The sequence below is a fragment of the Cellulomonas sp. NTE-D12 genome (assembly GCF_027923705.1).
Classification (GTDB): domain Bacteria; phylum Actinomycetota; class Actinomycetes; order Actinomycetales; family Cellulomonadaceae; genus Cellulomonas.
In genome coordinates, this window is the sequence record NZ_AP026442.1 from 1,072,754 (window position 1) to 1,098,556 (window position 25,803).

Consider the following 25,803-nt stretch of genomic DNA (forward strand, 5'->3'; position numbering starts at 1 on the left):
GCCTACCCTAACTAACCGAGCATGGGCGCCGACAAGGGGATGTCACCGTCGTGGGCTCCCGGGGGCTCAGCCGCCGATCCGTGCGCGCAGCTCCGGCCACGCATCGGCGAAGGCCGTCAGCAGCGGTCGCGCCGTCACCTGGTCCACCGGCACCCACTCGACGGCCGCGCTCTCGGCATCCGTCACCGCGGGGACCACGTGCCCCGCCTCGTCGGCCAGCACCGTGGTGTACGACCAGTCGGGGTGCGCCAGCACGTGCTCACCTCGCACGGCCACGGCCGACGGGTCGATGCCTGCCTCCTCGTGCGCCTCCCTCAGGGCGCCCGCCACCGCCGACTCGCCGGGAGCGATCGCGCCGCCCGGCAGCGCCCACGTCCCGCCCTGGTCGCTCCAGGTGGCGCGGTGCTGCAGCACCACGTGCGTCGGTCTGCCGTCGTGATCCCGTCGCACCAGCAGCAGTCCTGCCGCGCCGAACAGACCCCAGTGGCGGCGCCCGCAGCGGCAGTCCACCCAGCCGTCGCCGGGCTGGCGGTGCAGCCGGTCACGGGGCGGCACCGCGGCGTCCGTCACGTGGTCAGCCGACGATCTCGCAGATGGCGGTGCCGGCCGAGACGCTGGACCCCACCCCGGCGCTGAGCGCCGTCACGGTGCCCGCACGGTGCGCCAGCAGGGGCTGCTCCATCTTCATCGCCTCGAGGACCACCACCAGGTCACCCTCGGCCACCTGGGTGCCCTCCGCAACGGCGACCTTGACGATGGTGCCCTGCATCGGCGACGTCAGCGTGGTGCCGCCCGGCTTGGCGGCCACCGCGCGACGCACCGGCCGGCGTGCCGTCTGCAGCGCCGCGCGACCACGGGGGCCGGTGCGTCCGCCGGCGAGTGCAGCGGGGAGGACCACCTCGAGGCGCTTGCCGCCGACCTCGACCACCACGCGCTCCAGCGCGTCCGGCTCGTCGTCCTCGTCGTCGGCGGTCCTCGGGGGGGCCGGTGCCAGGGCCGCGAGGCGGTCCGCGAACTCGGTCTCGATCCAGCGGGTGTGCACCGTGAACGGCTGCGCCGGGTCTGCCGGCGCGAACTCCTCGGTCTGCAGCACGGCCCGGTGGAACGGCACCACCGTGGGGATGCCGACCACCTCGAGCTCGGACAGCGCGCGGCGGGCGCGTTGGATCGCCTGGGGCCGGTCGGCGCCGGTGACGATCAGCTTGGCGATCATCGAGTCGAAGGCGCCGGAGACGGTGTCGCCCTCGACCACGCCGGAGTCGACGCGGACCCCGGGGCCGGAGGGGAACCGCAGGGTGCTGATCCGGCCGGGGGCAGGCAGGAAGCCGGCCGCCGGGTCCTCGCCGTTGAGGCGGAACTCGATCGAGTGGCCGCGGGTCGGCACGGAGTCGTAGCCGAGCGGCTCGCCGGCGGCGACCCGGAGCTGCTCGCGGACCAGGTCGATGCCGCTGACCTCCTCGCTGACCGGGTGCTCCACCTGCAGCCGGGTGTTCACCTCGAGGAACGAGATGGTGCCGTCCGCCGCGAGCAGGAACTCGCAGGTGCCGGCGCCGACATAGCCCGCCTCGCGCATGATGGCGATCGACGCCCGGACCAGCTCGTCGTGCTGCTCCGCGGTGACGAAGGGTGCGGGCGCCTCCTCCACCAGCTTCTGGTGGCGACGCTGCAGCGAGCAGTCTCGGGTGGAGACGACGACGACCGTCCCGTGCTGGTCGGCCAGGCACTGCGTCTCCACGTGCCGGGGCCGGTCCAGGTAGCGCTCGACGAAGCACTCGCCACGGCCGAAGGCGGCGACCGCCTCGCGCACCGCCGACTCGTACAGCTCGTCGATCTCGTCGTCCGTGCGGGCCACCTTCAGGCCGCGCCCGCCGCCGCCGAACGCCGCCTTGATCGCCACCGGCAACCCGTGCTCGGCGGCGAACGCGTGCACCTCGGCCGGACCGGTCACCGGGTCCGGCGTGCCGGCCACCAGCGGGGCCCCGGCACGCTGCGCGATGTGCCGCGCGCTCACCTTGTCGCCGAGCGACTCGATCGCGACGGGCGGCGGACCGATCCACACCAGCCCGGCGTCGATCACGGCCTGCGCGAACGCGGCGTTCTCCGAGAGGAAGCCGTAGCCGGGGTGCACGGCGTCGGCACCGGCGCGCCGGGCGACGTCGAGCAGCTTGGCGGAGTCGAGGTAGGTGTCCGCGGCGCGGGCGCCGCAGAGCGAGTACGCCTCGTCGGCCAGCCGCACGTGCAGAGCCTCCCGGTCGGGCTCGGCGTACACGGCGACGGAGGCGATACCGGCATCGCGGCAGGCACGTGCGATGCGCACGGCGATCTCGCCCCGGTTCGCGACCAGGACCTTGGTGATGGCGGGCACGGCTCACCGTAACGCCCGGTCCATCGCGGGGACGGGTGCGGCTGGGCGGTGCCGGTCAGGTTTGGGCGAACCACCAAGGCGCGCGCCGTCCGGGTTGTGCAGGTCCCACACGTGGCGGCGGGAGCAGCGGGGTCGGTCAGGCCCAGAGGTCGGTCAGCGGCACGTCGACCCGCGCCAGCAGGTGGCGCAGCAGCGGCAGCGAGAGGCCGACGACGTTGTGGTGGTCGCCCTCGATGCGCTCGACGAACGGACCGCCGCGGCCGTCGACGGTGAAGGCGCCCGCCACCAGCAGCGGCTCGCCGGTCGCCACGTACGCCGCCACCTCGGCATCGGACAGGTCGGCGAAGTGGACGACGGTGGACGCCGTCTCCCCGAACGCGCGGCCGGTGCCGCCGGCGGTCGTCGCCCGTGCGTCCACCAGCCAGTGCCCGGTGTGCAGCACGCCCCTGCGGCCACGCATGGCGTCCCAGCGGGACACCGCGTCGTCGGCGTCCGTCGGCTTGCCGAGCACCTGGCCGTCCAGCTCGAGCATCGAGTCGCAGCCGAGCACGACGAGGTCGTGCGTGCGCGGGTGCCGGTCGGGCAGCGCGGCGTGCACGGCCTCGGCCTTGGCGCGGGCGAGGACCAGGACCGCCTCGGCAGGGGAGAGCCGGCCGGCGGCGGCGAGCACGGCGTCCTCGTCCACCTCGGAGACGAGCACGAGCGGCTCGATGCCGGCGGCCCGGAGGGTGGCACGGCGGGCGGGGGAGGCGGAGGCCAGCAGCAGGCGCGTCACGCTGGGGAACAGTAGCCGCGGGACCTCGGGGCGGCCCGGCGACCGGCCCCTGCGCCGTGCCGGCGGGCCGTGCCGAGGCGCGGGGCTTCGGCCCTCCGTCGCCCCCGGGTTCGTCGGGCACAATGGCGCACGACGAGACGGGGAGGGGCCGTGGCACACACGCGCGCAGGGTCCGGCGGCGACGGCGTCGAGCTGGACGACGTGCTGGACGACGAGGTCGACGGCCTCGACGGGACGGAGGACCCGCAGCTGCTTGTACCCGCCCCGACGCGGTGGGTGCGCCGCACGGCGATCGAGATGATCGTGTCGGGGCTGCTCGGGCTCTACACGTCCTTCGTGCTGTCGATCGAGGCCTGGCACCTGGCGGCCAACCCCAACGCGGTGTTCTCGTGCGACATCAGCAGCGTGATCAGCTGTGGCACGGTCGCCCGGACGTGGCAGGCCCAGCTGCTCGGCTTCCCCAACGCGTTCCTCGGCATCCTGTTCGAGTCGGTGGTGCTGACCATCTCCGTCGCGGTGCTGGCCGGCGTCCGGTTCCCCCGGTGGTTCATGCTCGGCGCCCAGGTGCTCTACACGATCGGCCTGCTGTTCGCCCTCTGGCTGTTCACCCAGTCGTACTTCGTCATCCACGCGCTGTGCCCGTGGTGCCTGCTGATCACCTTCACCACGACGCTGGTGTGGGCCGGCCTGACCCGGTTCAACGTCCGCGAGGGCAACCTGGCACTGCGCGGCGCGGCGGGTGTGGGCGCGCGCCGGTTCGTCGCGTCCGGCAACGACTGGTTCGTCACCGGGGCCTTCTGCGTGGTGCTGCTGGCGATGATCGTCATCCGGTACGGCGCCGGCCTGCTGGGCTGAGACCGGCCGCTCAGCGCACGGGGACCGTCTCGAGGAGCGCGCGCAGCGCCTGCTCGTCCCGGCTGCCGGGGCGCGCCGTCACCAGCACCACCTGCTGGTCGTCCTCCGGCACCAGGAGCACGTCGCAGTCCACGCGCAACCGTCCCGCGACGGGATGGTCCACCGTCTTGGTCCGGTGCCCCGGAGTCCTGGTGGGCTCGGCCGCCCACAACGCGCGGAACGAGGCGCTGCCCGCCTGGAGCTCCGCCAGCAGGCCTGTCAGGCCGGGGTCTGCCGGGTAGCGCGTCGCCGCCGCGCGCAGCCGGGCGACGGCGACCTCGGCGAACCCGTCGGCGTCCGAGCTCCAGTGCCGACCGTCGAGGAAGAAGCGACGGGCGAGGTTCGGCTCGGTGCGCAGGTGCCCGATCAGCGCGTCGGCCAGGGCGTTGGAGGCGATGACGTCGTAGGAGGCCGCCGTGACGAGCGCCGCGGTGCCGGGGATCCGGTGCAGCAGCTCCACGACATCGGGGCGGACGTCCCGCGGCACCGTCGCCGGCGGGGTCGGCGCCGTCGCGGCCAGCGCGAACAGCCGCGTCCGGTCGGCCGCGTCGAGCTCGAGCGCGAGGCTGAGCGAGCCGAGGATCCGCGCCGACGGCCGCGCCCCTCGGCCCTGCTCCAGGCGTGTGTAGTACTCGACCGACATGCTCGCGCGGCCGGCGACCTCCTCGCGGCGGAGCCCCGGTGTGCGTCGTGGTCCGTCGTCCACCGGACGCAGGCGTGCGCGTCGGTCGCGCAGGAAGCGCGCCAGCTCTGCCCTCGACGTCGCACCTGCGCCGGGTGGTACGAGGTGGGCCTGGTTCGTCGCACCGCCATGGCCGAGCCTGGACGTCATGACCTTCCCTCTCGCACTCGTGACCGGTGCCACCAGCGGCATCGGCAAGCAGATCGCCCGTCAGCTGGTGGACCGCGGCTGGACCGTACTGGTCGGCTCCCGCGACCCCGGCAGGGGTGAGCGGACCGCCGCGGAGATCGGCGGCCGGGCCCTGCCGCTCGACGTGACCGATCCCGCCAGCATCGCGGCAGCGTCCGCCACCGTCCCGGTGCTGGACGTCCTGGTGAACAACGCCGGCGTGTCCTTCGATACCGGCACCGTGCTCACCGAGGTCGAGGTGGACGTGTTTCGGCGCACCTACGAGACGAACGTGTTCGGGGTGGTCGCGGTGACCAACGCGTTCGTGCCGGCGCTGCGACGCTCGGCCCACCCCCGGGTCGTCAACCTCTCCAGCGGCACCGGATCGCTGACGTGGAGCACCGGACCCAACCCGCAGTTCGACCACCGCGCCGCCGGGACCGGTCGTGGGGCGGCGTACCGGTCGTCGAAGACGGCGCTCGACGCTCTCACGGTGTTCTACGCGCAGGCGCTCGCGGGCGACCGCATCAAGGTGAACGCGCTCGCCCCGGGTCTCCGGGCGACGCGGCTCAACCCGCAGGCCGCCGCTGCGGGCGGCGACCCGGCAGAGGCCGCCGCGGCCGCCGTCCGGCTCGCGACGCTGCCCGACGACGGTCCGAGCGGCGTGCTCTTCTCCTGGGACGGCACGGTCGTGCCCTGGTGAGGCCGGCGGCCGGGTTCTCGCCTGCCCGCGTCAGCGGCGGGCGATCGCCGTCGGCAGCACCTGCAGGGGGAGCGAGCCGAGCGACAGCGCGTGGTCGTGGAACGTGCGTAGGTCGAACGCCTCACCGCGGGCCGTGGCCGCCAGCGCGGCGTGGTCCCGGGTCTGCTGCCACAGCCGCTGTCCCACCAGGTAGGACGGTGCCTGGCCCGGCCAGCCGAGGTACCGCATCCACTCGAACCGGATGAACGACTCCGGCATGTGGATGTTGTCCCGCAGCAGCGCCCACCCCTTGTCGGCGTCCCACGTCCCGCCGCCGTACTGCTCCGGTGCAGGCAGGCCCAGGTGCACGCCGATGTCGAACACCACGCGAGCGGCGCGCATCCGCTGACCGTCGAGCATGCCGAGGCGGTCGCCGTCGTCCTCCAGGAAGCCCAGGTCGGCCATCAGCCGCTCGGCGTACAGGGCCCAGCCCTCGCCGTGGCCGGAGGTCCACGCCATCAGGCGGCGCCAGCGGTTCAGCCGCTGGCGGTTCACCACGGTGACTCCGACCTGCAGGTGATGGCCGGGCACGCCCTCGTGGTAGACGGTGGTCCGCTCACGCCAGGTGTTGAACTCGGTGACGTCCGGCGGCACCGACCACCACATCCGTCCGGGGCGTGACAGGTCGTCCGAGGGGCCGGTGTAGTAGATGCCGCCCGTCTGCGTCGGCGCGATGCGGCACTCGAGGTGCCGCAGCGGTGCGGGGATGTCGAAGTGCACGCCGTCCAGGGCCGCGATGGCGGCGTCGGCGGTGCGCTGCATCCACTCCTGGAGGGCGTCGGTGCCGTGCAGCGTCCGCTCCGGGTCGGTGTCGAGCGCGGCGACGGCCTGCTCGACGGTCGCGCCGGGTCCGGCGATCCGAGCGGCGACCTGCTCCTGCTCGGCGGTGATGGCCGCGAGCTGGTCCAGACCCCAGGCGTACGTCTCGTCGAGGTCGACCGTCGCGCCCAGGAAGGCCCGGGAGAGCAGGCCGTAGCGGTCCCGGCCGACGGCGTCCTGGTCGACTGCGAGCGGTGCCAGCTCGTCCCGGAGGAACTCGGCCAGGGCGGCGTACGCCTGCCCGGCCAGCGCCGCCCCGCGCTCCAGCTCGACCCGCAGCGATCCGGCCAGCTGGTCGGGCGCGGAGGCGACGAACCCGGGGAAGAACGACGACGACGGGTCGGCCTGCTCCTGCGCCTGCCGCACCGCCTCGGCGACCTGCCGGACCGGGGCGACGTGCCCCTGGGCCGCCGCGGCACGCAGCGACTCGGTGTAGCCGGCGACGGCGGCGGGCAGCTCGACGAGCCGCGCGGCGACGGCGGCCCAGTCGTCCGGGGTGTCCGTCGACATCAGGTCGAACACGTCCCGCAGACCCTGGACGGGCGAGGCGATGTTGTTCAGCGTGGCGAGCGTCTCGCCCGCGGCGTCGAGCTCCAGGTCCGTGCCCAGCAGGTACGACATCGCCTCGAGGGTGGTGACGTCGTCCTCGTCCACCGGGTCGACGCCGTCGAGCAGCTGCAGCGTCTCGCGGGTCAGGTCCGACCGGGCGGCGTGCCCGGCGGGGGACAGGTCCGTCATCTCCGAGTCGTGCCCGGTGACGCCGAGCTCAGTGGCGAGCAGCGGGTCCAGCGCCGCGTAGCGGTCGACGAACGAGTCGGCCACCTCGTCGACGGGGGTGTGCGGGCGCGTGGGCTGCTCGGGGGTCACAGGGCCGACCCTACCGACGGGCGGTCCGCCGACACCCGGGGAATCCGCGGACGGCGGTGGTCAGGGGGTGGTCAGGGGTGCAGGCTCCAGCGCCAGGTGGTCGGTCCGGGGGTCGGTGCGGGCGTGGGACGTACCGTGCGCCGGCGGTCCGTCCACGCGGCCGGGTGCTCGCCCTCGTGGGCGTCGTCGGACCGTGCCGTCGCGACGAGCCCGGCGACCAGCGCGGCCAGCTCGTCGTCGTCCGGCGTCCCGCGGACCACGTGGACGTGGGGGGTGTCGGTCACCCCTCGTCGTCCTCGTCGTCGTCCCCGAAGCTCATCGGCGCACCCCGGGACGCGCCCCACTCGATCACCTGGAAGCCCGCGTCCTGCAGCTTGTGCGCGAGCTCGGAGCCGCCCGCGTCGACCAGGTCGAGCACCGAGTCGAGCGTGAGGTCGCTCGCGCCGGTCGGCGGGCCGACGACGAAGCCGAGGTGGAACGTGTCGACGTCCTGGTCGGACGGCTCCTCGTCGTGCTCGTCGTCGTCCCACGTCATGCCGGTCAGGTCGGCGTGCACGCCGAGCGTCTCGTGCAGCAGGTCGTACAGCTGGGCGTTCAGGGTGCCGACCTGCGACTCGAGGGCGAGCACCCGCGGGTCCTCGTCGGCCTCGTGCGCGCCGAACTCCGCGCGCACGCCCACCGCCGTCTCGACGTAGGAGTGCAGGGCGGCGGCCATCTTGTCCACGACCGCGTGCAGCGCCGTCGGGTCGACGTCCCGCAGCGGGTCGCTGCCGTGGGACGCGGCGTCGTGGTCGTGCTCGTCGTGCTCGTGCTCGCTCATAGAGGGATGTTCCCGTGCTTCTTGGCCGGAAGGGTGGCTCGTTTGGTGCGCAGCAGCCGCAGCGCCTTGGTGATCTCGGCGCGGGTGGCCGACGGATGGATGACGGCGTCGACGTAGCCGCGGTCGGCGGCGTCCCACGGGTTGACGATCGCCTCCTCGTACTCGGCGGTGAGGCGCCGCCGCTCGGCGTCGACGTCGCCGCCGGCCTGCTCGACGGCCTTGAGGGCGCCGCGCTGGAGGATGTTCACGGCGCCGCTCGCGCCCATCACGGCGATCTGCGCGGTGGGCCAGGCGAGGTTGACGTCGGCGCCCAGCTGCTTCGAGCCCATCACGATGTAGGCACCGCCGTACGCCTTGCGCGTGATGACGGTGACGAGCGGGACCGTCGCCTCGGCATAGGCGAAGATCAGCTTCGCGCCGCGCCGGATGATGCCGTTCCACTCCTGGTCGGTGCCGGGCAGGAAGCCCGGGACGTCGACGAACGTGAGCACCGGGACGTTGAACGCGTCGCACGTCCGCACGAACCGGGCGGCCTTCTCGGCCGCGTTGATGTCCAGGGTGCCGGCCATGGACATCGGCTGGTTGGCGACGATGCCGACCGGATGACCCTCGACGTGCCCGAACCCGATCAGCACGTTCGGGGCGTACAGCGACTGGACCTCCAACAGCTCGCCGGCGTCGAGCACCGCCTCGACGACCGTCCGCATGTCGTACGGCTGGGAGTCCGAGTCGGGGACCAGGGAGTCGAGTGCCAGGTCCTCGTCGGTCGGCTCGAGGTCGGCCTCGTGGGCGAACGACGGCGGGTCGGTCAGGTTGTTGGGCGGCAGGTAGGACAGCAGCGCGCGGACGTAGTCGATCGCGTCGTCCTCGTCGGACGCCAGGTAGTGCGCCACGCCGGACTTCGTGTTGTGGGTCGTCGCGCCGCCCAGCTCCTCGAAGCCGACGTCCTCACCGGTCACGGCGCGGATCACGTCCGGGCCGGTGATGAACATGTTCGAGGTGCCGTCCGCCATCACGATGAAGTCGGTCAGCGCGGGGGAGTAGACCGCACCGCCGGCCGACGGGCCGAGGATCAGGCTGATCTGCGGGATCACGCCGGAGGCCGCCACGTTGCGGCGGAAGATCTCGGCGAACTGGGTCAGGCCCGCGACACCCTCCTGGATGCGCGCACCGCCGCCGTCGAGGATGCCGACCAGCGGGACGCCGGTGCGCAGCGCCAGGTCCATCACCTTGGTGATCTTCTGGCCGTGCACCTCACCGAGGCTGCCGCCGAACACCGTGAAGTCCTGCGAGTAGACGCACACCTCGCGGCCGTCCACCGTGCCGTGCCCCACCACCACGCCGTCGCCGGGCACGCGCTTGCGGTCCAGGCCGAAGTTGGTGGACCGGTGCCGCACGAAGGCGTCGATCTCGGTGAACGTGCCCGGGTCGAGGAGCGCCTCGATGCGCTCGCGGGCGGTCTTCTTGCCCCGGGCGTGCTGCTTCTCGGCGGCGGTGCGCTCGGCCTCCTCGATCGCGGCCTGCTGGCGCGCGGCCAGGTCGGCGAGCTTCGCCGCGGTGCCGGAGGCCTCGGCGGCGGCATCGGGCGCGTCCGCCGGCGCGGACGGGTCGGCCGGTGGGGCGCCGGAGGGATCGGTCTGAGTCACCCGACGAAGGCTAGTTGTCGCGTCCCTGCGGTGCCGTGCAGGCGCGTCACGGGGTTCGTCGCGGCACCTCGTGGGGACCCCACAACTGCACGATGATGGCCGGATGACCGCCGACCGTCCCCCGCTGCGCCGGGGTGAGCTCCGTGAGCTGCTGCTCACGCCCGGGGGACCGCTCGCGAAGGTCGAGGTGGTGGACGCGGTCGGGTCGACCAGCAGCGCCGTGGCCGACCAGCTGCGGGCCGACCCGGAGTCGTGGCCGGACCGCTCGCTGCTCGTGGCGGACCAGCAGGTCGCCGGCCGCGGGCGAGCGGGACGCAGCTGGGTCACGCCCGCGCGCGCGGCGCTGACGGCGACCCTCGTGCTCCGACCTCGGGTGCCGGCGGACCGGTGGGGCTGGTTGCCGCTGCTGGCCGGGCTCGGTGCGGTGACGGCCCTCAGGGCGACCGCGGGCGTGCCGGCGGCGCTCAAGTGGCCCAACGACGTGCTGGTGGACCTCAGCGGTCACGTCGGGGAGCTGGACGGCTGGGGAACGGCGCGCAAGGTCGGCGGCATCCTCACCGAGGTGGTGGCGCTGCCCGGCGGCCCGGCGGCCGGCGGGGCGACAGCGGGGCCCGGTGCGGCCGTGCTGATCGGGATCGGCGTGAACGTCTCGCAGACGGCACCGGAGCTGCCCGTGGACAGCGCGACGTCGCTCGCCCTGGCCGGCGCGCAGCACACCGACCGGGAGACCGTGCTGACCGCGGTCGTCAGCGCGGTGCTCGAGGTGGTGGAGCGGTGGGTGGCGGCCGACGGGGACGCCGTCCTCGCCGGTCTCGCGGCCGAGGTCTCGGCGGTGTGCGAGACGCTCGGCCGGCGCGTGCACGTGGAGCTGCCGGGCGGCGGCGTGCTCGACGGGGTGGCGCTCCGGCTGGACGCGACCGGCGCCCTGGTGGTGGCCGGGCCGGACGGCGAGCACGTGGTGGCGGCGGGCGACGTGCTGCACCTGCGCGGCCAGGTGGACCGCGGTGCCGCGCACTCCGCGACGGCCGTCGGCGACGGGCCGGGTGCGGGGACCGCCGGTGCGCCGACCGAGGTGCGGGCGGCGGCCGAGCCGGTTCCCGACTCGACGGTGGCCAGGCTGGACGAGGTGCTGCTCGGCGGTCCGCGCACGTTGACCGCCGGTGAGCTCGCGCTGCGTGCCGGGGTGGACGAGGAGTCCGTCCGCACGTTCTGGCGCACCTTCGGACTGGCGGCGGCCGAGCCGGGCGAACGGGCGTACACGGAGCGCGACGCCGAGGCGGTGCGGGCCCTCGTCGACCTGGTGCGGCGCGAGGGGCTGCAGCTGTCGACCGTCCGCACCCTCGTGCGCGGCCTGGGGCACACCACCGACCGGCTCGCCCTGTGGCAGGTGGAGGCCTTGGTCGAGGACGCAGCCACCCGGTACCGGCTGGACGACGCGAGCGCACGCCTGCTGGTGCTCGACAGGCTCGCCGCCATCGCGCCGGTCCTCGAGCAGGAGCTGGTGCTGGCGTTCCGCCGGCAGCTGGCGACGATCGGCGGCCGGTTCGCAGCCGAGCTGGGGCAGGCGCGGCAGGTCGGCACCGGCCCGTCGGACCTGCCGCTGGCCCGCGCGGTCGGGTTCGCCGACATGGTGCAGTTCACGCGGCGCACCGCGGGGCTCGGGTCGACCGACCTGTCGGCGTTCGTGCAGCGCTTCGAGGCGGCCGCGCGGGACGTCGTCGCGGCCGCCGGCGGACGGGTCGTCAAGACGATCGGGGACGCCGTGCTGTTCGTCGCCGACGACGTGGTGACCGGCGCGGAGGTGGCGCTCGGGCTGGCGTCGCGGTTCGGCGACGGGGCGGGTGCCGTGGCCGACGACCTGACGCAGGGTGCGCGGGGCGTGACGCCGGTGCGCGTCGGCATGGTGTGGGGACGCGTGCTGTCGCGGTTCGGCGACGTGTTCGGCGCCTCGGTGAACCTGGCGGCGCGCCTGACCGACATCACCGAGCCGAGCGGGGTGTGGGTGGACACCACCACGGCGCGATTGCTCGCCGACGACCCGCGGTACGTCCTGACCGCGCTGCCGCCACGCGACGTCGAGGGGCTGGGGACGGTCGAGCCCGTGGCGCTGGGCCGGGCCTGACCGCCCGATCCGGGCGGGCGCCGTCGTCGCGGAGTCAGGCGGAGTCGCGCACCTGACGGTCGTCGACGTCCCCGGCCGGGTCCGACGCCGGATCCACCGGCTGCACCAGTTCCGGTCCGTTGTTCTGGACGGCATTGACCGCCGTCGACACCGGGGTGGCCACCAGCTCCGGCCCCGGGGCGTCGAGCAGGGGGCGCGCCGCCGCACCGTCCACCGCGGGGTCGAGCCAGGCGTCCCAGTCCTCGGGTCGCAGCAGCAGCGGCTGCCGGTCGTGGATCGCCGCGAAGCGGGCGTCCGCGGGACGGGTGACGATCGTGACGCTGACGAGCCAGCGGGACGGGTCGTCGTCGGCCTTGGACGGGTCCTTCCAGAACTCGTAGAGACCGGCGAGCGCCAGCACGCCCCCGTCGGCCGGGTGCAGGTAGAACGGCTGCTTGCGCCGGCGTGCCTTCGGCTGCCCCGGCACCGGTGGGAGCGCCTGCCACTCGAAGTAGCCGTCGGCCGGCAGGATGGCCCGGCGCAGCCCGAAGGGTCGCGCGAACGCCGGCTTGTCGGCCAGCGACTCGCGGCGGGCGTTGATCATCCGGTTGCCGATCGACGGGTCCTTGGCCCACGACGGCACGAGTCCCCAGTGCGCCACCCGGAGCTGGCGGGTCACCTCGCCGGTGTCGCGGTCGGCCCGCTCCACCACCATGCGGACGCCGTCGGTCGGCGCGACGTTCCACGACGGCGGGAGCAACCGTGCGTCGTCGGCCACCGTGGCGATGGCGAACTCGTCCTCGATCGCCTGGTCCTCCCGGAACGACGCATACCGTCCGCACACGCCGCCCACCCTGCCACCCGCCTCCCACACGGGCGCGCCGTGCTCCGGACGCGCCGATCGAATCGATTCGCGGCGGCCGTCGGATGCGTGTGACGATGGGGGCCCATGAGCTCGACGCCCCCGAACCCCGCACAGCCGTCCGGGCCGCCGGCGCCGCGACCGACGGACGCGCCGGTGGCGGAGGCGGACACCGGTGGCGGGACGGTCGCACCGCCCGAGCACGCCCCCACGCCCGCAGCGCCGGTCTACCGTCCGGACGCGCGCTACGTGCTGATGCTCGGCTTCATGACCGCGCTGCCGGCGATCTCGACGGACATGTACCTGCCGTCCCTGCCGGACGTCGCGCGCGACCTGCACACCACCGCCGCCGGCGCCCAGCTGACGATGACGGCGATGATGCTCGGTGGCGCCGTGGGTCAGCTGGTCATCGGTCCGCTGTCCGACCGGTTCGGGCGCCGGCGGCCGGCGCTCGTCGGCGTGGCCTTGCACGTGCTCACCTCGCTGACCTGCGCGGTCGCCCCGCTGATCGGCGTGCTCGTCGGCCTGCGCGCCGCCCAGGGCTTCTTCAACGCGGCGGCCACCGTGGTGGCCATGGCGTTCATCCGGGACAGGTTCGTCGGTGCCGACGCCTCGCGGCTGATCTCCCGTCTGATGCTGGTGATCGGCGTGGCCCCGCTCTTCGCCCCGTCGGTCGGCGGGTTCATCGCCGGGCAGTGGGGCTGGCGATCGGTGTTCGTGGCGCTGGCCGTGTTCGGGGTGGTGCTCTGGGTGGCGGTGTGGTGGCGGCTGCCCGAGACGCTGCCGCCGAACGTGCGGCAGCTCGGCGGCGTGCGGGTGGCGGCCGCCGGGTACGGCCGGCTGGTGCGGGACCGGCAGTTCGTCGGCCTCGCGCTGATCCCCGGTCTGACCTCCGCCGTGCTGATGAGCTACGTAGTGGCGTCGCCGTTCGTGTACCGGGTCGGGTTCGGGCTGAGCAGCCAGCAGTTCGCGCTGATGTTCGCGGTCAACGGCCTGGGGCTGGTGGGCGGTGCGCAGGTGAACGCGGCCCTGGTGCGCCGGGTGGCGCCGATCCGGATCCTGCGGGTGGCCCAGCCGGTGCTCGCCGGCCTCACCCTGGTGCTGCTGGGGCTCGCGGTCACGGGGGTCGGTGGGCTCTGGGCCCTGCTGGTGGTGCAGGCTCTCGCGCTGTCGATGATCAACCTCGCCCCACCCAACGCCTCTGCTCTGGCGCTGACCCGCTACGGGCGCCTGGCGGGCACCGCGGCGGCGGTGCTCGGCGCCGTGCAGGCCGCCGGGGGCGGCCTGGTCAGCCCGCTTTCCGGCCTGCTGGGCGGTGACGCGCGGGCGATGGCCCTGGTGATGGCGGGGGCCGCGGTGCTGGGGGTGCTGGTGCTGGCCCTCGCGACGCCGGCGTACCGGCGCGGGTCGGCCTGGACCGTCGTCCCCGGCTGACCGTCAGCCCCGCGTGTCCGCGGCTGACCGTCAGCCGCGCGCGAGCCGTGCGAGCCGCTCGGCAGCCTGCTCGAGCACCTCGGTCCGCTTGACGTAGGTGAACCGCACCCAGGAGCGCAGCCGGCGCTCGGTGGCCGACCCGGCGTGGGTGAACGCGCCGACCGGCACGGCCACCACTCCCGTCAGGGCGGGCAGCTCCCGGCACAGCCTCGTGCCGTCGTCGTACCCGAGCGGTCCGGCATCCGCCAGCACGAAGTAGGTGCCGCGCGGCACCACCACGTCGAACCCGGCGGTGCGCAGGCCGGCGCAGAGCAGGTCCCGCCGCCGTGCCAGCGACGTCGCCAGCTCCCGCACCCACGCCTCGACGCCGGGGTCGGTCAGGGCGAACGCCACCGCCGGCTGGAAGGGTGCGCCGGACACGTACGTGAGGAACTGCTTGACGGTGCGCACGGCCGTCACCAGGTCCACCGGACCCGTCACCCAGCCGATCTTCCAGCCGGTGAACGAGAGCGTCTTGCCGGCCGACGACACCGTGAGCGTGCGCTCGGCCATCCCCGGCAGCGTGGCGACGGGGACGTGCACGGCGCCGTCGTACACCAGGTGCTCGTACACCTCGTCGGTGAGGACGAGGGCGTCGTGCCGGACCGCCGCGTCCGCCACCGCTGTCAGCTCGGCGCGGGTCAGCACCGTGCCGGTCGGGTTGTGCGGCGTGTTCAGCAGGATCAGCCGGGTGCGGTCGTTGACCGCCGCGCCCAGGGCCGCGACATCGAGCCGGAAGCCGTCCGGGCCCGGGACCAGCGGCACGGTCACGTGCGTGGCGCCCGCCAGGGCGATCGCCGCCGCGTAGGAGTCGTAGAACGGGTCGAGCGTCACCACCTCGTCGCCCGGTCCGGTCAGCGCCAGCACCGCCGCCGTGAGCGCCTCGGTCGCGCCCGTGGTCACCAGCACCTCGGTGTCCACGTCCGGCACCAGCCCGTAGTGCCGGCGCTGGTGGTCCACCACGGCGGCCCGCAGCTCCGGGATGCCGGTGCCGGGCGGGTACTGGTTCGCGCCCGCCGCGATGGCGTCCGCTGCGGCGCGCGCCACCGAGGGTGGTCCGTCGACGTCCGGGAAGCCCTGCCCCAGGTTGATCGCCCCGGTGCGTGCGGCCAGCGCGGACATCTCGGCGAACACCGTCGAGCGCACGGTTCCCGACGGGTCCAGCAGGCCGGTGGCGGCGGCGACGGAACGCCAGCGGGGCGGCAGCGGGGGCACGCCCGCGAGGATAGGCCGACGGCGGACGGTCAGCGGACCCCGGCAGCCGCCATCAGGCCGCCTGCGACCAGCAGCCCCAGCGAGCCCCACGCGGACACGACCCACCACGCCACGTGGCGGTGCGGGAGGCCGCTCGGGTCGGTGCGGATGGTCATACCGTCACCATCGGCAGGTGCCCGAGACACTTCCAGGGGCCACGCGGGTGAACGGTCGATTCCACCCGGGGGAGCGTGGCGTCAGCCCTTCGCTGCCTGGTCGATCTTCGAGCTGAGCTCGTCGAGCGTCGTGCGGACCGCGTCGAGGGCCGTGCTGCCCTTGTCGCCCGCCTGCGTCGTGACCGCGTCGAGCTGGCTCTTCGCGTCGGCGAGATCGGTCTTCGCCTTGGCCAGTGCATCCTTCGCAGACGCCGAGCCCTGGGTCCCGGCCTGCTGCAGCGCGGTGGTGGCCTCGTCGACGGCCTTCTGGGCCGCCGTCAGCGCCGTCTGCGCCTGCGTGCGCGCGGCCGAGTCGGTGGACGACAGGCTGTCCTTGGCCTGCTGGATCTTCGCGGCCGCGTCGTCGGCGGCCTGCTTGGCGCTCGCCAGCGCCGACTTGGCTCCGGCGACGGCCGAGGTCGCGGAGGCGGCTGCCTTGTTCAGGTCGCCCGTGCTGCAGGCGGCGGTGCCGAGCAGCAGGGTGCCGGCCAGCGCCAACCCCGTCAGGGCGGTGACGCGGGTGCTGCGGTGGGCGGTGCCGACGGGTCTCACGGTCCCTCCAGGTGTGCGTGGTCAGCAGTCGGACCATCCAGTCTGCCCGCACGGTCCCCGTCCTGCGCGCTGCGCGGGAGTGCCGCACCCGCCGGCAGACGGCCGACGCCCCGTCCGGACAGTGCCGGGCGGGGCGTCGGTGCGAGCGCGGTCAGGCGACCGTCGGGGAGTCGGTCAGGCGCTGGCCTGCTCGCGGCGGCCCCGGACGTCCTCCAGCGACGTGCCGTAGAAGGCCGCGGTCATCAGGTCCTTCATGTCCTCGATCATCGGCATGCGCGGGTTGGCCGGGGCGCACTGGTCCTCGTACGCACCCATCGCCACCTCGTCGAGCCGGGACATGAACTCCTGCTCGTCCACGCCCTGCGCCTGGAAGGACGCCGGGATGCCGACCTTGGCGCGGAGCGCCTCGACGGCGATCGCGTAGGACTCGACACCCTCGGCGGGGGTCGAGGCCGGCAGGCCGAGCATCGCCGCGATCTGCTGGAACCGCTCCGGCGCGACGTAGCTCTCGTACTTCGGCCAGCTGGTCAGCTTGGTCGGGACGGTGCCGTTGTACCGGATGACGTGCGGCAGCAGCGTGGCGTTGGTCCGGCCGTGCACCAGGTGGTACGTCGAGCCGATGACGTGCGCCATCGCGTGCACGATGCCGAGGAACGCGTTGCCGAACGCCATGCCGGCGATGGTGCCCGCGTTGTGCATCTTCTCCCGGGCGTCCTTGGTCGCCGGGTCGGCCGGGTCGCCGTTCACCGACTGCGCCAGGTTGTCGAAGATCAGGCGGATCGCCTGCAGCGCCATGCCGTCGGTGAAGTCGTTCGCGTACACCGCGACGAACGCCTCGGTGGCGTGCGTCAGGGCGTCGAACCCGGAGTCGGCGGCCAGGGACCGGGGCATCCGCGAGGTCAGCACCGGGTCGATGATCGCGACGGTCGGGGTCAGCGCGTAGTCGGCGAGCGGGTACTTCTTCTTCGCCTCGGTGTCGGTGATCACCGCGAACGGCGTCACCTCGGCGCCGGTGCCCGACGTGGTCGGGATGCAGACCAGCTTGGCCAGGTCACCGAGCACCGGGAACTTGAACGCGCGCTTGCGGACGTCGAAGAACTTCTGCTTGAGGTCGGAGAACACGATCTCCGGGTGCTCGTACAGCAGCCACATCACCTTGGCCGCGTCCATCGGCGAGCCACCGCCGAGGGCGATGATCGTGTCCGGGCGGAAGTGGCGCATCTGCGCGGCACCGGCCTGCACGGTCTTGACGGAGGGCTCCGGCTCGACCTGGTCGATGATCTGCAGCGCGACGTTGTTGGACCGGCGGCGCAGCACGTCGATCACCTTGTCGACGAACCCGAGCTGGGTCATCGTCGAGTCGGTGACGATCGTCACGCGCTCGATGCCCGCCATGTCCGCGAGGTAGCGGACCGCGTTCGGCTCGAAGTACGTCTTCGCGGGGACCTTGAACCACTGCAAGTTGTTGTTCCTCCGCCCGACGCGCTTGATGTTGATCAGGTTGATCGCCGAGACGTTGTTGGACACGGAGTTGTGCCCGTACGAGCCGCAGCCCAGGGTCAGCGACGGGATGAAGGCGTTGTAGATGTCACCGATGCCGCCGAGCGACGACGGCGCGTTGCAGATGACGCGGATCGCCTTGACGCGCGAGCCGTAGGCCACGGTCAGCGCCTCGTCCTGCGTGTGGATGGCGGCGGAGTGGCCCAGGCCGTCGAACTCCACCATCTGCTCGGCGAGCTGGAAGCCCTGCTCGGTGGAGGTGGCGCGCAGCACCGCGAGGACCGGGGCGAGCTTCTCGCGGGTCAGCGGCTCGTGCGGGCCGACGCCGGAGACCTCGGCCAGGATGATCGAGGTGTCCCGCGGGACGGAGAAGCCGGCCTGCTCGGCGATCCACTGCGGGGACTTGCCCACGACCGCGGGGTTGAGCTTCGCTCCGCCGCAGTTCTCGCCGCCGGCCTCGACGCCGAAGATGAACTGCTCGAGCTTGGCCTTCTCGGCCGGCGTCACCTTGTAGGCGTGCAGCACGGCGAACTCGGCCAGGGCGGCGTCGTAGATCTCGTCGTCCAGGATCACGGCCTGCTCGGAGGCGCAGATCATGCCGTTGTCGAACGCCTTGGACAGCACCACGTCGTTGACGGCGCGCTTGAGCTTGGCCGTCTTCTCGATGTAGGCGGGGACGTTGCCCGCACCGACGCCGAGGGCCGGCTTGCCGCAGGAGTAGGCGGCCCGGACCATCGCGTTGCCGCCGGTCGCCAGGATGGTGGCCACCCCGGGGTGGTTCATCAGGGCGTTGGTGGCGGCCAGGGACGGCGTCTCGATCCACTGGATGCAGTGCTCGGGCGCACCGGCGGCGATCGCGGCGTCGCGCACGATCTTGGCGGCGGCGACCGACGACTTCTGCGCGTTCGGGTGGAACGCGAAGATGATCGGGTTGCGGGTCTTCAGCGAGATCAGCGACTTGAAGATGGCCGTCGAGGTCGGGTTGGTCACCGGGGTCAGACCGGCGACGACGCCGACCGGCTCGGCGATCTCCGTGATGCCGCGGATCTCGTCCACGTTGACCACGCCGACCGTCTTCAGCGACGCCATCGAGTTGGTCACGTGCTCGCACGCGAAGATGTTCTTGACGGCCTTGTCCTCGAACGTGCCGCGCCCGGTCTCCTCGACCGCGAGCTTGGCGAGCTGGCCGTGCTGGTCGAGCGCGGCGACCGCGCCCTTCTTCACCAGGCGGTCCACGTCCTCCTGGGTGAACGTGGCGTACTCGGCCAGCGCCTTGGTGGCGTTCGCGACGAGCTGGTCGACCGTCGCCACGATGGCGGAGTCGTCGGTGGCGGGCGCGACGGTGGCCGCGGCCTTGGGCGTCTCGACGACCTTCTTGTCCCGCGCGCTGGAGGTGCGCGGGGTCGGGCTGCTCTCGGTGGATGGCACCGGTGGTTCTCCCCTAGTCGTATCGATGGGTGTCGACCTGCGACGCTGGAGGTCTGTCTTGGCGACATCTCGACGCTAGGGGCGCCGGTCCGGCCGGACGGCGGGGCAAAGGTCCTGACGGTCGTCCCAGGTGTTGTGACGAGGACCCGTCACGCCTCCGTTCCGGGACCTGGGTCCTGGGATGTCTGCGGTGGAACGGCCCGGAACGGTCCGGAACGGCCCGTCAGAGCGCCCGGACCTCCTCGGCGGTCAGGTGCAGCACCAGCGCCTGGAACGGCCACAGCACCGGAAGCTGCAGGCCGACCTCGTCCAGCACCCGACCGGGCAGCCGCACCTGGCCGGCGGACAGCCACGGCGGGATGATCCAGCCCGCCTGCGGGGAACCGATCTCGTCGCGCACACGGACCCGGTACAGGCGCGCGGGGTCGAGGCCCGGCAGCCGTACGGGCTCGGGCAGCGCCTCCTCGAGGGCGGCCACGGTGGCGACCGTGAACACCGCCTCGTCCCGGTCCGCCGCCACGACGCCGGTGATCCGCAGCGCTGGGTCCACCGGGTCGGCGTGCACCGCCGTGCCGGTGTGCAGCAGCGGCCGCAGCTCCGTGTACAGGGCGGCGAACCGCCGCAGGGCTGCCGTCTCCGCTTCGTCGCAGCCCGCGATGTCCCACTCGAGGCCGGCGGAGCCCATCAGCGCGGTGGCCAGCCGGTACGGCAGGTCGATGGTGCGACCGGAGCTGTGCGCGGTCGGCGGTCCGACGTGGCCGCCCACCAGCTCCGGCGGCAGCAGCAGCTGCGTCCAGCGCTGGATGTCCTGGCGCTCGACGGGGTCGTTGGAGTCCGACGCCCACACCCGGTCGGTCACGGCGAGGATGCCCAGGTCGGTGCGGGCGCCGCCGGACGAGCACGACTCGATCTCGAGGCCGGGGTGGTCGGCCTTGAGGCGGGCGATCAGGGCGTACGTGGCCAGCGTCTGGGCGTGCGTGCCCGGCCGGCCGGCGTGCACGGGTTCGACGAGGTCGCGGTTGTGGTCCCACTTGATGAAGTCGATCCCGAGCCGGCTCACCAGCGCGTCGATCTGCCCGTGGACGTGCTCCCAGGCCGCCGGCTCGGCGAGGTCCAGCACGTGCTGGTTGCGCCACGAGACGCCGTCGGGCGCCGCGAGCGGCCGCGCGTGCAGCAGCCACTCCGGGTGCGCGCGCGCCAGGTCGGAGTCGAGGTTGACCATCTCGGGCTCGAACCACAGGCCCAGCTGCATGCCGAGGGAGTGCACCAGCTCGGCGAGCGGCTCCAGCCCGTGCGGCCACACCGCCGGGTCCACCACCCAGTCGCCGAGGCCGCGGGTGTCGTCCCGACGGTCGTGGAACCACCCGTCGTCGAGCACGAACCGCTCGACGCCGACCTCCGCAGCCCGCCGGGCCAGCGCCGCCAGCCGCTCCGGGTCGTGGTCGAAGTACACCGCCTCCCAGGTGTTGAGCACGAGGGGCCGAGGCGTGCGCGGGTGCTGCGGGCGGGCCCGCAACCAGGTGTGGAACCGAGCCGAGACGCCGTCCAGCCCCGTGGCCGACCAGGCGAAGTACGCCACCGGCGTGCGGTACTCCTCGCCGGGACCGAGACGGACCTCGCCGGGACGCAGCAGCTCGCCGGCGCCGAGCAGGGTGCTGTGGTCCGTCAGCCGGTCGAGTCGGTGCGTGACGTCGGCGCTCCAGCCGAGGTGCACCGCCCACACCTCGCCGTGGCGGTCGTGGGGTGCGCCGGTCGAGGCGAGCGTGGCCCACGGCGAGTCGTGACCGGCGCGCCCGCGACGCGAGGTGCGGGTGGTGCTGCCGCGCGGCATGGGCGTGGTCTGCGGCACCTTCTCGCGGGTCCACCGACCGGCGAACGTGGTCACGTGGTCGGCCCGCCGCGGCACGGGCAGGGTCGCCTCGAGCCAGGCGACCTCCACGGTGCCCGGTCCGTCGTTGGTCAGGGCGTGCTCGACCAGCACGAGGCCTCCGGCGCCCACCTCGATGCGCGTGCGCAGCAGCAGGCCCTCCGTGGCGGCGGCGACCTCGACGACGGCGGCGCCGCGATCGACCGCCAGGACGGTCCAGCGCGGGAAGAGCGGCGCGCCGTCGCGGGTGAGCAGCACCCCGGGGCGACCGGGCCAGCCGTCGCCCTCCTGCGGCAGGACGGTGAGGCCCCACGCGCCGTCGAGCGCACCCGGCGGCGTCTGACGGGAGGTGGCCGCGTCGATGCCGGCCAGGTCCTCGTCCGACAGCGTGCCGAGGTCCGCACCCCAGTGCCGCACGGTGGGAAGTCCGCCCGCCTCGTGGGCGACCACGACGGCGACGCCGTCGCGGCGCAGCACCGTCCACGCCGGGGGAGCGGGATGCGAGGGAACGGTCACGGAGCACCTCTCGGGGGGACATCGGCGCGCGGGCACCGTCGCGCGGCCATCATGGCGGACCTCCACCGCCCGGCGCACCGGTGTGCCGCCGCGCGGGCACGGCCGCACGGGTGCGGCCGCGCCTGGCCCGCCGACCGCACCGACCTGCACCGGACTGAGCGCGACCGAGCCCGGCCGGGACGGACCCGACCGGGCTCGGCACTGCCGGTCACGCGCGTCAGGGGACGACGTACCCCGCCGCGGTGAACAGCTCGTACCACTGGGCACGGGTCAGCTGCAGGTCCGAGCCGGCGGCCGCGTCCGCCACCCGGTCCGGTCGGGTGGTGCCCAGCACCACCTGCATCTGCGCCGGGTGCCGGGTGATCCACGCCGTCGCGATCGCCGTGGGCGTCACGTCGTGCTCCGCCGCGAGGCGGTCGATCACCGCGTTGAGCTCGGGGTACTCCGCCGAGCCGAGGAACGGCCCCTTGAAGAAGCCCGCCTGGTAGGGCGACCACGCCTGCACGGTGATGTCGTTCAGCCGGCAGTAGTCCAGCACGCCCAGGCTGCGGTCCACGGACTGCTGCTCGTCCCGCATGTTCATCGCCACACCCTGGGCGACGATGTCGGCGTGCGTCAGCGACAGCTGCAGCTGGTTGGCCACCAGCGGCTGGCGGACGTACCGGCGCAGCAGCTCGATCTGCCCCGGCGTGTGGTTGGACACCCCGAAGTGGCGCACCTTGCCGGCCGCCTCGAGGTCGTCGAACGCCCGGGCCACCTCCGCCGGCTCGACCAACGCGTCCGGCCGGTGCAGCAGCAGGATGTCGATGCGGTCGGTGCCCAGCGCCGCGAGCGAGCCGTCCACCGACTCCACGATGTGCTCGTAGGAGAAGTCGAACCCGGCACCGCGGACGATGCCCGCCTTGGTCTGGATCACCAGCTCGTCCCGGTCGGCGGGGGTCAGCCGCATCGCCTGGGCGAACCGCTCCTCGCACTCGTGCAGGCGGGTGCCGTACACGTCGGCGTGGTCGAGGAACGTGATGCCGGCGTCGCGGGCGGCGGCCAGCAGAGCCCGGATCTCCTCGTCCGACTTGTCGGCGATCCGCATCAGGCCGAGCACGACGTTGGGCACGGTCAGGTCCGTGCCGGGCAGGGTGAACGTCTTCATGTCAGCGTCTCTCCCGTGGGCTCGGGCCGGCTCAGGCGCCGGCGCCGGACAGCAGCGCGACCTCGTCGGCCGACAGCTGCAGCTCGGCTGCCCGGACGGAGTCCTGGATGCTCGTCGGGCGCGACGCCCCCGGGATCGGGACGACGACGGGCGCCAGCGCGAGCTCCCACGCGAGCGTCACCTGCTGCGGGCTGACGCCGTGCGCGTCCGCGACCTGCTGGAACGCGCCGTGCCGCGAGCCGACCTCACCGGCGCGGGCGATGCCGCCGAGCGGGCTCCAGGGCAGGAAGGCGATACCGAGCTGGGCGCAGTGCTCCAGCTCGCCCTGCGACGAGCGGAAGGCGGGGGAGAACTGGTTCTGCACGGACACGAGCCGGCCGCCCAGCAGCTCGTTGGCCTGGTCGATCTGCGCGACGTTCGCGTTGGAGATGCCGGCGAGCTGGATCACGCCCTCGTCGAGCAGCTGGACGATCGCGCCGATCGAGTCGGCGTAGGGCACCTTCGGGTCGGGACGGTGGAACTGGTACAGGCCGATCGCCTCGACCCCGAGCCGCTTGGCGGACGCCTTCGCGGCCTCGAGCAGGTGCTCCGGACGGCCGTCCTGGGTCCAGGAGCCGTCACCCGGGCGCAGGTGGCCGCCCTTGGTGGCGACCAGCACCTCCGAGGTGTCACCGCCGTACGTGCGCAGGGCCTTGGCGATCAGCTCCTCGTTGTGACCGACCTCGCCCGCGAGCAGGTGGTACGCGTCGGCGGTGTCGATCAGGGTCACGCCCGCGTCGAGGGCGGCGTGGATCGTGGCGATCGAGCGGGCCTCGTCCGGCCGGCCCTCGATGGACATCGGCATGCCGCCGAGGCCGATCGCGCTGACCGTGCGGGGGCCGAGGGTGCGCTGCTGCATGGGGGAGAGCCCTTCGTCGTCGTCGGCCCGGCCGATGGTCCCGGACCGTCGTCCTCGACCCTAGGGAGGGCTAATCTAGAAGTCCAACGACTACGAGTGATGCCAGTTATGAGTGTCACTCATGAAAGAGGCCACCGATGGATCTGCGGCAGATGGAGCACCTCGTCGCCCTGGCCGACGAGCAGCAGTTCACCCGCGCCGCCGCGATCTCCGGCGTCTCGCAGTCAGGCCTCTCGGCGTCGATCAAGGCGCTCGAGGACGAGCTGGGCACCTCGCTGTTCACCCGGACGACCAGGCGCGTCGAGCCGACCGACGCCGGCATGGCCCTGCTGCCGTACGCCCGCTCGATGCTCGCGCAGGCGGCCGCGGGCCGCGACGCCGTGGTGCGGTCGACGCGCGAGCTCGCCGGCTCGCTGCGCGTCGGCGCCGAGCAGTGCCTCGGCGTGGTCGACGTGCCCGCGGTCCTCGAGCGGTTCCACCGGCGGTACCCGTTGGTCGACATCCACTTCGCCCAGGCCGGGTCGCACGAGCTGGTCGGACAGGTGCGCGCCGGGGAGCTGGACCTGGCGTTCGTCGCGACCACCGAGCACGTCGCCACGGTCGCGCGGACGGTGATCGACCGGCGTCCGATCGTGCTGCTGGTGCCGCCCGAGCACCGGCTGGCGGGCAGCAGCCGCGTCGACTGGGCGCAGCTGGACGGCGAGGACTTCATCGACTTCCAGGACTCGTGGGGCGTGCGGTCGCTGAACGATGCGGCCTGCCACGCGCACGGCGTGCGGCGGCGGGTGCGGTGCACGGTGAACGACATCCACACGCTGCTCGACCTGGCGCACCGCGGGCTCGGCATCGCGCTGGTGCCGCAGCACATCGCCGCCAAGCCGCAGGCCGCCGGCCTCGTCACGGTGCGCCTGCCCCAGGACACGACCCCGGAGTGGGTGGTCTCGGTGGTGAGCAGCCCGACGCCGGCCGCCGCCTCGCTGGCACCCCAGCTGCTGGAGCTGCTGGAGCCGTGCGCGGTGGACGTCGCCGCGAGCGGCGCAGCGGCAGGACCGGCCGACGACGAGCGCCTGGTGCTGGCCTGACCCGTCGAGATCGCCTCGCACGGGTCCGTCTCCGCTGCGCGGACCTCGTCCTTCTCCGGGTCCGTCACGGCGTCCGGGGTGTCGTCCGGCACGCTGGCGCGCCCGTTCGGGACGTGGGCCGGACATGGCGCGGCCCCCGCCGGCAGGGGGTCCGGCGGGGACCGCAACGAATCTGGACGCTAGTCCTGTAGCGGCGCTCAAGGGGCCGGTTCACGGACCGGGATCGACAGGATCACCCGGGCGAACGCACTCCCGGCGGCATCCCGGCCCTCCACCGCCCGGTACGACGAAGCCCCGGCCACCGCTGCGGTGACCAGGGCTTCAACGTGCCCGCGACTGGACTCGAACCAGCGGCCTTCTGCTCCGGAGGCAGACGCTCTATCCACTGAGCTACGCGGGCCTGTCGCCGTCAGCCACCCGGACGATCACTCCTCCGGCTGCGCCGCGACGCGGAGACCGAGACTACCAGCCGGTGCTCACTGCTCACGGACCAGGTCGGACAGGTACGTCGACGTCTCGTCTACCGCGCGTGCGTCGTTACCGGCGACGATCGCGTCGATCAGCCCGTCGTGGGCGTCGTGCCCGTGCGCGTCCTCGCCGATGAAGTTGAACCGGATGTTGTCGCCGATGGCGTCGATCAGGTTCTCGTACAGGGACAGCAGCACCGGGTTGGCGGCCGTCTCCACGATGGCGCGGTGCAGGGCGAGGTCCGTCTCCACCATCTGGTCGAGGTCGCCGGCCAGGTACGCGGCGGAGCGGGCGTCGCGGCGCGAGACGAGGGTGGCGGCATCGGTGGCGGTCCGACGACGGGCGGCGAGCCGCGCCGCCTCGACCTCGAGCGCCCGACGCACCTCGATCACGTCGCGCTGGCGCGCCTCGGCGATCTGGCGGCTCATGCTCACGGCCATCTCGGAGCTGGACAGCACGTAGGTGCCCGACCCCTGCCGGCGCTCGAGCAGGCCGGCGTGCACCAACGACTGCACCGCCTCCCGCACGGTGTTGCGGCCCACGCCGAGCAGCTCCACCAGGGCGGGCTCGGGAGGGATCCGGGTGCCCACCCCCCACTCGCCGGAGACGATGCGGGAGCTCAGCTGTTCGACCGCGCTGTCGATCAGACCGGTACGTCGCGCCATGGGGACAGTGTGCCCGCATCGAGCCCCTGCCCGGGACAGGTCGTCCGACGTCTCACC

22 protein-coding genes and 1 tRNA gene are annotated in these 25,803 nt (G+C 73.6%); 5 read left to right on the forward strand and 18 right to left on the reverse strand.

Annotated features, from left to right (window positions below; translation table 11 throughout):
- Positions 1 to 66: 66 nt before the first annotated feature.
- The 3 genes from QMF98_RS04920 to QMF98_RS04930 form a co-directional block, all read right to left on the reverse strand.
- Positions 67 to 570, reverse strand: coding sequence for an NUDIX hydrolase (locus tag QMF98_RS04920; protein WP_337974942.1), 504 nt, complete (start codon positions 568 to 570; stop codon positions 67 to 69).
- A 4-nt stretch (positions 571 to 574) separates the two neighbouring features.
- On the reverse strand, positions 575 to 2,365 hold the full coding sequence (locus QMF98_RS04925; RefSeq protein WP_337974943.1) for an acetyl/propionyl/methylcrotonyl-CoA carboxylase subunit alpha: 1,791 nt from the start codon (positions 2,363 to 2,365) through the stop codon (positions 575 to 577).
- 136 nt (positions 2,366 to 2,501) lie between these two features.
- A complete protein-coding gene (locus tag QMF98_RS04930; protein ID WP_337974944.1) occupies positions 2,502 to 3,140 on the reverse strand; it encodes a Maf family protein in 639 nt (212 codons plus the stop codon).
- Between the two features lie 150 nt (positions 3,141 to 3,290).
- Between QMF98_RS04930 and QMF98_RS04935 the strand changes: the two genes are divergently transcribed.
- Positions 3,291 to 3,995, forward strand: a complete 705-nt coding sequence (locus QMF98_RS04935) for a vitamin K epoxide reductase family protein (RefSeq protein ID WP_490715644.1) — start codon at positions 3,291 to 3,293, stop codon at positions 3,993 to 3,995.
- Positions 3,996 to 4,005: 10 nt separating this feature from the next.
- Here QMF98_RS04935 and QMF98_RS04940 read toward each other — a convergent pair whose 3' ends face one another.
- A complete protein-coding gene (locus tag QMF98_RS04940) occupies positions 4,006 to 4,866 on the reverse strand; it encodes a helix-turn-helix transcriptional regulator (protein WP_337974945.1) in 861 nt (286 codons plus the stop codon).
- On the opposite strand from QMF98_RS04940, the gene QMF98_RS04945 reads away from it, so the two are divergent.
- Positions 4,865 to 5,587: an SDR family NAD(P)-dependent oxidoreductase gene (locus tag QMF98_RS04945; protein ID WP_337974946.1), complete on the forward strand. Its 723-nt coding sequence runs from the start codon at positions 4,865 to 4,867 to the stop codon at positions 5,585 to 5,587. The two genes, QMF98_RS04940 and QMF98_RS04945, sit on opposite strands and share 2 nt — an antisense overlap.
- A gap of 30 nt (positions 5,588 to 5,617) precedes the next feature.
- On the opposite strand, the gene QMF98_RS04950 is transcribed toward QMF98_RS04945, so the two are convergent.
- From QMF98_RS04950 to QMF98_RS04965, 4 genes are all read right to left on the reverse strand, one after another.
- Complete coding sequence (locus QMF98_RS04950; protein ID WP_337974947.1) at positions 5,618 to 7,312, reverse strand: DUF885 domain-containing protein; 1,695 nt, start codon at positions 7,310 to 7,312, stop codon at positions 5,618 to 5,620.
- Positions 7,313 to 7,383: 71 nt separating this feature from the next.
- A complete protein-coding gene (locus QMF98_RS04955) occupies positions 7,384 to 7,596 on the reverse strand; it encodes an acyl-CoA carboxylase subunit epsilon (RefSeq protein ID WP_337974948.1) in 213 nt (70 codons plus the stop codon).
- Positions 7,593 to 8,132, reverse strand: coding sequence for a hypothetical protein (locus QMF98_RS04960; protein ID WP_263731653.1), 540 nt, complete (start codon positions 8,130 to 8,132; stop codon positions 7,593 to 7,595). The genes QMF98_RS04955 and QMF98_RS04960 overlap by 4 nt, the downstream gene beginning before the upstream one ends.
- Positions 8,129 to 9,778: an acyl-CoA carboxylase subunit beta gene (locus QMF98_RS04965; protein WP_490715645.1), complete on the reverse strand. Its 1,650-nt coding sequence runs from the start codon at positions 9,776 to 9,778 to the stop codon at positions 8,129 to 8,131. The genes QMF98_RS04960 and QMF98_RS04965 overlap by 4 nt, the downstream gene beginning before the upstream one ends.
- 103 nt (positions 9,779 to 9,881) lie before the next feature.
- Here QMF98_RS04965 and QMF98_RS16980 point away from each other — a divergent pair, with 103 nt between their 5' ends.
- Positions 9,882 to 11,900, forward strand: a complete 2,019-nt coding sequence (locus QMF98_RS16980; RefSeq protein WP_348773395.1) for a biotin--[acetyl-CoA-carboxylase] ligase — start codon at positions 9,882 to 9,884, stop codon at positions 11,898 to 11,900.
- Between the two features lie 34 nt (positions 11,901 to 11,934).
- Here QMF98_RS16980 and QMF98_RS04980 read toward each other — a convergent pair whose 3' ends face one another.
- On the reverse strand, positions 11,935 to 12,723 hold the full coding sequence (locus QMF98_RS04980) for an SOS response-associated peptidase (protein WP_337974949.1): 789 nt from the start codon (positions 12,721 to 12,723) through the stop codon (positions 11,935 to 11,937).
- A gap of 105 nt (positions 12,724 to 12,828) precedes the next feature.
- On the opposite strand from QMF98_RS04980, the gene QMF98_RS04985 reads away from it, so the two are divergent.
- Positions 12,829 to 14,175, forward strand: a complete 1,347-nt coding sequence (locus tag QMF98_RS04985; protein WP_337974950.1) for a multidrug effflux MFS transporter — start codon at positions 12,829 to 12,831, stop codon at positions 14,173 to 14,175.
- A gap of 30 nt (positions 14,176 to 14,205) precedes the next feature.
- On the opposite strand, the gene QMF98_RS04990 is transcribed toward QMF98_RS04985, so the two are convergent.
- The 7 genes from QMF98_RS04990 to QMF98_RS05020 all read right to left on the reverse strand — a co-directional run bounded on the left by QMF98_RS04990 (position 14,206) and on the right by QMF98_RS05020 (position 23,531).
- On the reverse strand, positions 14,206 to 15,429 hold the full coding sequence (locus QMF98_RS04990; protein WP_490715646.1) for a pyridoxal phosphate-dependent aminotransferase: 1,224 nt from the start codon (positions 15,427 to 15,429) through the stop codon (positions 14,206 to 14,208).
- Positions 15,430 to 15,458: 29 nt separating this feature from the next.
- Positions 15,459 to 15,584 (reverse strand): molybdopterin oxidoreductase, encoded by a 126-nt coding sequence (locus QMF98_RS04995; protein ID WP_337974951.1) that lies wholly within the window; start codon positions 15,582 to 15,584, stop codon positions 15,459 to 15,461.
- An 81-nt stretch (positions 15,585 to 15,665) separates the two neighbouring features.
- A complete protein-coding gene (locus QMF98_RS05000) occupies positions 15,666 to 16,175 on the reverse strand; it encodes a hypothetical protein (protein ID WP_337974952.1) in 510 nt (169 codons plus the stop codon).
- Positions 16,176 to 16,349: 174 nt separating this feature from the next.
- Positions 16,350 to 18,986: a bifunctional acetaldehyde-CoA/alcohol dehydrogenase gene (gene adhE / locus QMF98_RS05005; protein WP_490715661.1), complete on the reverse strand. Its 2,637-nt coding sequence runs from the start codon at positions 18,984 to 18,986 to the stop codon at positions 16,350 to 16,352.
- A 340-nt stretch (positions 18,987 to 19,326) separates the two neighbouring features.
- Positions 19,327 to 21,486, reverse strand: a complete 2,160-nt coding sequence (locus tag QMF98_RS05010; protein ID WP_337974953.1) for an alpha-galactosidase — start codon at positions 21,484 to 21,486, stop codon at positions 19,327 to 19,329.
- Positions 21,487 to 21,703: 217 nt separating this feature from the next.
- The gene (locus QMF98_RS05015) at positions 21,704 to 22,633 is read right to left on the reverse strand and encodes an aldo/keto reductase (RefSeq protein ID WP_337974954.1); all 930 of its coding nucleotides are present in this window, start codon (positions 22,631 to 22,633) and stop codon (positions 21,704 to 21,706) included.
- A 31-nt stretch (positions 22,634 to 22,664) separates the two neighbouring features.
- On the reverse strand, positions 22,665 to 23,531 hold the full coding sequence (locus QMF98_RS05020) for an aldo/keto reductase (protein ID WP_337974955.1): 867 nt from the start codon (positions 23,529 to 23,531) through the stop codon (positions 22,665 to 22,667).
- A 137-nt stretch (positions 23,532 to 23,668) separates the two neighbouring features.
- Between QMF98_RS05020 and QMF98_RS05025 the strand changes: the two genes are divergently transcribed.
- Positions 23,669 to 24,613 carry a LysR family transcriptional regulator gene (locus QMF98_RS05025; protein ID WP_337974956.1) on the forward strand — a complete coding sequence of 315 codons (945 nt, stop codon included), beginning with the start codon at positions 23,669 to 23,671 and terminating at the stop codon, positions 24,611 to 24,613.
- A 327-nt stretch (positions 24,614 to 24,940) separates the two neighbouring features.
- Here QMF98_RS05025 and QMF98_RS05030 read toward each other — a convergent pair.
- Positions 24,941 to 25,013: transfer RNA gene (locus QMF98_RS05030), tRNA-Arg, on the reverse strand.
- A 76-nt stretch (positions 25,014 to 25,089) separates the two neighbouring features.
- Positions 25,090 to 25,746: a FadR/GntR family transcriptional regulator gene (locus tag QMF98_RS05035; protein ID WP_263731643.1), complete on the reverse strand. Its 657-nt coding sequence runs from the start codon at positions 25,744 to 25,746 to the stop codon at positions 25,090 to 25,092.
- Positions 25,747 to 25,803 lie beyond the last annotated feature (57 nt).